The organism is Bradyrhizobium sp. YR681 (genome assembly GCF_000282615.1).
Taxonomy (GTDB): domain Bacteria; phylum Pseudomonadota; class Alphaproteobacteria; order Rhizobiales; family Xanthobacteraceae; genus Bradyrhizobium.
Genome location: NZ_AKIY01000192.1, coordinates 84,100 through 90,402, shown reverse-complemented (window position 1 = coordinate 90,402; position 6,303 = coordinate 84,100). Strand labels below are relative to the sequence as shown.

6 protein-coding genes are annotated in these 6,303 nt (G+C 65.6%); 3 read left to right on the top strand and 3 right to left on the bottom strand.

Annotated features, from left to right (window positions below; genetic code table 11):
• Positions 1-223 precede the first annotated feature (223 nt).
• Positions 224-1,417 (bottom strand): CaiB/BaiF CoA transferase family protein, encoded by a 1,194-nt coding sequence (locus PMI42_RS17230; RefSeq protein ID WP_008136299.1) that lies wholly within the window; start codon positions 1,415-1,417, stop codon positions 224-226.
• 222 nt (positions 1,418-1,639) lie between these two features.
• Between PMI42_RS17230 and PMI42_RS17225 the strand changes: the two genes are divergently transcribed.
• Positions 1,640-2,632: a glycosyltransferase family 2 protein gene (locus PMI42_RS17225; protein ID WP_008136297.1), complete on the top strand. Its 993-nt coding sequence runs from the start codon at positions 1,640-1,642 to the stop codon at positions 2,630-2,632.
• 19 nt (positions 2,633-2,651) lie between these two features.
• Positions 2,652-3,557: a glycoside hydrolase family protein gene (locus PMI42_RS17220; RefSeq protein ID WP_008136294.1), complete on the top strand. Its 906-nt coding sequence runs from the start codon at positions 2,652-2,654 to the stop codon at positions 3,555-3,557.
• Here PMI42_RS17220 and PMI42_RS17215 read toward each other — a convergent pair.
• Both PMI42_RS17215 and PMI42_RS17210 read right to left on the bottom strand, forming a co-directional pair.
• Entirely contained in the window at positions 3,554-4,219 is a 666-nt protein-coding gene (locus tag PMI42_RS17215) for an acetyltransferase (protein ID WP_008136293.1), read from the bottom strand. The two genes, PMI42_RS17220 and PMI42_RS17215, sit on opposite strands and share 4 nt — an antisense overlap.
• A gap of 22 nt (positions 4,220-4,241) precedes the next feature.
• On the bottom strand, positions 4,242-5,204 hold the full coding sequence (locus PMI42_RS17210) for a methyltransferase domain-containing protein (protein ID WP_008136292.1): 963 nt from the start codon (positions 5,202-5,204) through the stop codon (positions 4,242-4,244).
• A 183-nt stretch (positions 5,205-5,387) separates the two neighbouring features.
• Here PMI42_RS17210 and PMI42_RS17205 point away from each other — a divergent pair, with 183 nt between their 5' ends.
• A complete protein-coding gene (locus PMI42_RS17205) occupies positions 5,388-6,302 on the top strand; it encodes a class I SAM-dependent methyltransferase (protein WP_157195770.1) in 915 nt (304 codons plus the stop codon).
• Position 6,303: the final 1 nt, after the last annotated feature.

Here is a 6,303-nt window from a genome sequence, read left to right as displayed (position 1 = left end):
GGCGGCTTGGGCCGCGGCGGCCAGCCGCGACGCGGTTGCGGCGATGGCTACGACTACAATTATTCCGATGGCCGCTGTTATCCGAACGGCTACAAGGCGCCCGGCGTTTACGCACGCTAGCGATCAAGCGCCGTTGCCCGCTCTGGGAGCAGGCCGTCCGGCAATGCAAGCTCGAGGAAAGGCCCGGGGAAACCGCCGGGCCTTTTTCCGTTGGTGGTCTCGCTCACACCACCTTGGCATCCCGCAGCTTGCCGATCTCGTCGGCGCCGAAGCCGAATTCCTTCAGCACCTCGTCGGTCTGCTCGCCGAATTCCGGCGGCCGCGCCACCATCCTGCTCGGCGTGCGCGACAGCGTCACGGGCTGGCCGACCAGGCGGATGTGGCGGTCCTCGTCGTTCGGCACGTCCTGTGCGATGCCGAGATGCCTGACCTGTGCGTCATCGAACATCTGGTCGATGGCGTAGATCGGCCCGCAGGGCACCCCGGCCTCGTTGAACTCACGGACCCAGGTCTCGGTCGACTTCGTCACCGTGCGCTTCTCGATCGCGGCGTTGAGTGCGTCGCGGTTCTTGGAGCGGGCAGGGGCTGTCGCATAATCGGGATGGCTGTAGAGCTCGGGCGCGCCGATCGCCTGTGCGCAGCGCTCCCAGATCCGGCCGCCCGTGGTGGCAATGTTGATGTAGCCGTCCGAGGTCCTGAACACGCCGGTCGGAATGCTGGTCGGATGGTTGTTGCCGGCCTGCTTGGCCACCTCCTTCTCCATCAGCCAGCGCGCGGCCTGGAAGTCGAGCATGAAGATCTGGGCCTGGAGCAGCGAGGTCTGGACCCATTGTCCCTTGCCGGACACTTCGCGCTCGAGCAGCGCAGTGAGGATGCCCATGGCGCAGAACAGGCCCGCCGAGAGGTCGGCGACGGGAATGCCGACCCGCATCGGTCCTTCGCCCGGCGCGCCGGTGATCGACATCAGCCCGCCCATGCCCTGCGCGATCTGATCGAAGCCGGGCCGCTTGTGATAGGGGCCGTCCTGGCCGAAGCCGGAGATGCTGCCATAGACGATCCGAGGGTTGATCGCGGCGAGGCTGTCATAATCGATGCCGAGCTTGTTCTTCACGTCGGGCCGGAAATTCTCGACCACCACGTCGGCCTTGGCGGCCAGGCGCTTGAACACGGCGAGCCCACGCTCGTCCTTCAGGTTCAGGGTCATCGCCCGCTTGTTGCGGTGCAAATTCTGGAAGTCCGAGCCGCGTCGCGGGCCGCCCGGCTGCTCGCCGCCGGCATCCTCGGTCAGCGCGTCGATCTTGACCACGTTGGCGCCCCAGTCCGCGAGCTGCCGCACGCAGGTGGGCCCGGAGCGGACGCGGGTCAGATCGAGCACGGTGAAGCGCGACAGGGCTTCCGAGGCATGCGGAAAAGGCATCGTGAGAGGCTCCGGGACAGATTGCAGGGCCTACCATAGTGCCGAAACACCATGCGGCAAAGTGTCGGCCGGCGCAGCCAGCCATGTCCAAGATCGATGTCCAGTCTCGATGCCCGATTTCGATGCTTGATTCAGCCGTGATCCCACGCCTAGATTCCCCTTGCGCCGGCGAGGCGAGTGCGGCAAATCCCGCAAGGCTCCGTGGCTTCAAGGGATGTTCCGGTGAAATTGTCCATCGTCACCACCCTCTATCGCTCGGCAGCGACCATCGACGAGTTCTATCGCCGCGCGCTTGCGGCGGCCGAGTCGATCACGCGCGACATCGAGCTCGTGATGGTGAACGACGGCTCGCCCGACGACAGCCTTGCGCGCGCGGTGGCGCTGCACGAGGCGGATCCGCGGGTCGTGGTGGTCGACCTCTCGCGCAATTTCGGCCACCACAAGGCGCTGATGACCGGCCTCGCGCAGGCGAGCGGCGATCTCGTTTTCCTCGTCGACAGCGATCTGGAGGAAGAGCCGGAACTCCTGACGCGATTTCACGAGCGACTGGCGCAGGGCGATTGCGATGTGGTTTATGGCGTCCAGGAGGTTCGCCGCGGCCGCCTGTTCGAGCGCGTCACCGGTGAGCTCTTCTTCGCGCTCGTCAATGCGCTCAGCGACCAGTCGCTGCCGCGCAATGTGCTGGTGGCACGGCTGATGACCCGCGGCTATGTCCGCGCGCTGCTCGCACATGAGGAACGCGAGTTCCTGATCGGAAACCTGTTTCAGCTTGCCGGATTCCGCCAGGTTACGCTTCAGGTCAGGAAGCTCTCGACGTCGCCGACGACCTATTCGTTCCGCATGCGGCTCGAGATGGCGGTCAAGCATCTCACCACGACCTCGTCGCGGTTGCTTTATTACGTGATGTACGGCGGCATCGCGATCTTCCTGATGTCGCTGCTTGCGATCTTCTATATCGTCGCCCGCTATTTCACCTCCGGCATCGGCGTCAGCGGCTTCGCTTCCCTGATCGTCTCGATCTGGTTCTTCGGCGGCCTGACGATCCTCATTCTCGGCATCATCGGCATCTACGTTGCCGACATCCTGGTCGAAACCAAGCAGCGTCCCTATACCGTGATCCGGCAGGTTTATCGCGCCGACGCCGCCGCCAAACTGATTCATGTGGCCTCGCGCGATCCGCGCGCCGGTGGTCACGCGACGAGCGGCCGATCGTAAGGCTGGACTGGCTCATTCGATGCAATCCTGGGAAAAAATCGGCTTCATCTTCCGGCCCGATGGGCGCGACCCGAAGATGCACAGCCATGCGACGCTGCCGACCGCGGAACTCGTCACGGGCGATGTCTACCGGATCTATTTCAGCGCGCGCGATGTGCAGAACCGATCCTCGACCTTCAGCGTGGTGGTCGATCTCAATCGTCCGCAGGAGTTGCTCGAGCTGAACGGCCGACCGCTGCTGGAGCCCGGCGAGCTCGGCGGCTTCGACGACAGCGGCGCGATGCTGTCCTGGATCACGGATGCGGGCGCGTACGGCAAATATTTCTACTACGCGGGCTGGAATCTCGGCGTCACGGTGCCGTTCCGCAACGCGCTCGGGCTCGCGGTGGTCAAGGACGGCTGCGTCGTCGAGCGTTACCGCGGACCGGTGCTCGACCGCAGCCTGACCGAGCCGCATTTCGTCGGCGCGGCCTGTATCCTGCGTGAAGAAGCGCTTTACCGCTGCTGGTATCTGTCGTGCGTCGGCTGGGAGCCGGCCGAGCCGCGCCCGGTGCACCGCTATCACCTCAAATATGCGGAGTCGGTCGACGGCCTGACCTGGCGCCGGGACGGCGTTGTCGCGATCGACTTCTCCTATCCGGGCGAATACGCCATCGCGCGGCCCTCGGTGATCAAGGATGCCGGCGGCTACCGGATGTGGTTTAGCCACCGCGGCGAGCATTACCGGATCGGCTATGCCGAATCCGGCGACGGCATTCGATGGAGTCGGAAGGATTCCGAGGTCGGTCTCACCGTCTCGGACAGCGGATGGGACAGCGCCAGCCTCTGCTATCCCCATGTGTTCGATCACAAGGGCACGCGCTTCATGCTCTACAACGGCAATGAATACGGCAAGTCCGGCTTCGGCCTCGCGGTGCTGCGCTAGATCTTGCGCAGCCGCGTGCTCGGCACGCCCGACCGCTCCGTGCCGCGTGGAGCCACGACTGCAAAATCCGGCTGGTCCTCGAGCACGAGCGCGCCGGCGCCGAGCACGCATTGCCGGCCGATCTTGACGCGATCACGGATGGTGACGTTGACACCGACGAAGCTGCCGCGGCCGATCACGACGCCGCCGGAAATGACCGCATGCGAGGCAATGAAGACGTCGTCCTCGATGGTGGAATGGTGACCGATATGGTTGCCGCTCCACAGCGTGACGTTGGCGCCGATCCGTGCGAAGGGCTGGATGGTGTTGTCTTCGAGGATGAAGCAATTGTCCTTCAGCTCGAACCCGTCGAACACGGTGGCGCGGCTGCTGAGATAGGACGCCAGCCGGTAGCCCATCGCTTTTGCGGCCTCGACCTTGGCGAGCCGCAGCGCGTTGACCTTGTTGTAGCCGATCGAGACGAAGAAGCCGAAGCGCTCCGGCGGAAATGTCTCGGCGACCTGCTCGAACGGCACCAGCGGCCGGCCGCGAAAACTGTCCGCGTTGCAATAGGCCTGGTCCACGGTGAAGCCCGCGACCTCATAGGCGGAATCCTGCGTGAGGTAGAAATCCGCAAGCTCGGCGATCTCGCCGTTGCCGAATATGACGATCTGCTGCTTCACGCGTCTTGCTCCCGGACCGACGCTAGCCGGTTTCCGTCGCCTTGCGCAACGTCTTCTCCAGCCACGCGACGATCGACATCCCCTCGGCGGCCGCCTGCTTGACGATCGTCTCGCGCAATTGCGGCGAGACGCCGTCGAGCCGGCCGAAATAGCGCGTCCGGTGCGAGCCGCCGCGCCAGCCGGGAAACTCGACGTCGAGGTCGAGCTGCGGTTCTCCCGCGCCGACCTCGAACGAGATCAGGTAGAACGAGCCGCTCAGCACCCAGCGGCAGCTGACGTCGCGGGCGTTGACCGGAATTTTGTCGAGCGGCGCGACATGCGCGAACAGGGGATTCGAGTTCTTCAGGATCTTGGCGAATTCGGTGTCCGCCAGCCACGGGCCGACGCTCTCGTCACCGGCGACGACGCGGCCGCCCGGCTTCACCACCCGCGCCATCTCCTTGAGCGCGCCGGCGATGTCGGGAAACAGGTTGAGGCCGCCGAAATGAAAGGCCGCGTCGAAGAACCCGTCCGGGAACGGCAGCCGCATCGCATCGCCCCTGAACAGGCGCGCGCGGCTGAAGTCGGCCCGGGCGTCCTGCAGCCGCTGCTTGCCGATCGCGAGCATCTCGTGGGAGAGGTCGCCGGCATAGACGGTTGCATCCCTGCGCAGCAGATGAACGGTGTCGCGGCAGGTCCCGCAACCGATCTCCAGCACGCGCGCGCCGGGCCGCAGCAACAGGCTTGCGGCGAAATCCTCGCGGACCGGCTCCTCCTCGGCGAGCAGCATCCGGAACATGACGCTGTTGCCGAGATCGTATTCCTGCGCGCGGGTGCGGTAGAAATCCTGGTTGCCATGCGGCGGTTCCTCGCTGCCACTTGCGGGAACGAAATCGGGGATGCCGTCATGGATCGGATAGCGCACACCGTCGGCCCGGACGAGCGCCGAGCCGTCCGCGGCAGGGGTCAGGGGCTGGTGGTTTTCCGGGCTAACGAAGTCGAGCACGCGACATTCCGGTTTGGGCGTCAGATCATCCGGTTTCTACAGTCTGGGCTGCGGCGTGTCACGTGCGGCGCGCCGCGATCTCGCCGATCTGGCCATTGCAGGGCGCGCTGTCTATAGTCGCTCCCATGCAGGATCACCGTGCTATCGGCCGACCGCGGCCACCATTTTCCAGACGTCCCTGACATGACGGAGGCAATCTCCGGCCGTCGCTGCCTGTCCTGCGACGCGGTCGTGCCCGTTGCCGCGGACCAGCCGGTCTGGCCGCTCGATGCCCGCTGCCCTGCCTGCGCGCACGTGATCGAGCAGCGTGAGGGGATTGCGAGCTTTGCGCCTGAACTGGCCGATACGATCAGCGGCTTCGATCCCAAGGCCTTTGACGAACTCGCCGCGCTCGAGCCCGGACATTTCTGGTTCGTGGCGCGCAACGAGCTGATCGTGGGGCTCGCCGGCAAATATTTCCCGCAGGCGCGCCGCTTCCTCGAGGTCGGCTGCGGCACGGGTTTCGTGCTGCGTGGTATCGCGAATGCCCGCGACTGGGACCGGCTCGCGGGCTCCGAGTTGCACCCATCCGGCCTCGTTCATGCGCGCAAGCGTCTGCCTGAGACCGTCGAGCTCGTGCAGATGGACGCGCGGAACATCCCGGCCGCGGGGCTGTTCGATCTCATCGGCGCATTCGACGTGATCGAACACATCGCCGATGACGAGGCCGTGCTGCGGGCCATGCGCGGCGCGACCGCAAGCGGGGGCGGCGCGATCATCGCCGTGCCGCAGCACCGCTGGCTGTGGAGCCGCAGCGACGAGGTCGCACATCACGAGCGGCGTTATGAGCGCGGCGAGCTCGAGCAGAAACTACGTCGGAACGGCTTCGAGGTGCTGTTCTCGTCGTCCTTCACTGCCCTGCTGCTGCCGCTGATGGTCGCGAGCCGTGCGCTCGGCCGTGGCAAGCAGAGCAGCGAGAGCGTCAATCACGAGTTCATGCTGGACCACCGCATCAATGGGCTGCTCACGGCAATTCTGCGCACCGAGGTCCGGATCACGCTTGCCGGCTTGGCCTGGCCGGCCGGCGGCAGCCGCGTCGTCGTTGCCCGTGCGGTCTGAC

What these genes read in the sequence shown, in the direction of transcription:
- PMI42_RS17230 (WP_008136299.1), bottom strand. Translation starts at nt 1,417, where the DNA reads ATGCCTTTTCCGCATGCCTCGGAAGCCCTGTCGCGCTTCACCGTGCTC.
- PMI42_RS17220 (WP_008136294.1), top strand. Translation starts at nt 2,652, where the DNA reads ATGCAATCCTGGGAAAAAATCGGCTTCATCTTCCGGCCCGATGGGCGC.
- PMI42_RS17205 (WP_157195770.1), top strand. Translation starts at nt 5,388, where the DNA reads ATGACGGAGGCAATCTCCGGCCGTCGCTGCCTGTCCTGCGACGCGGTC.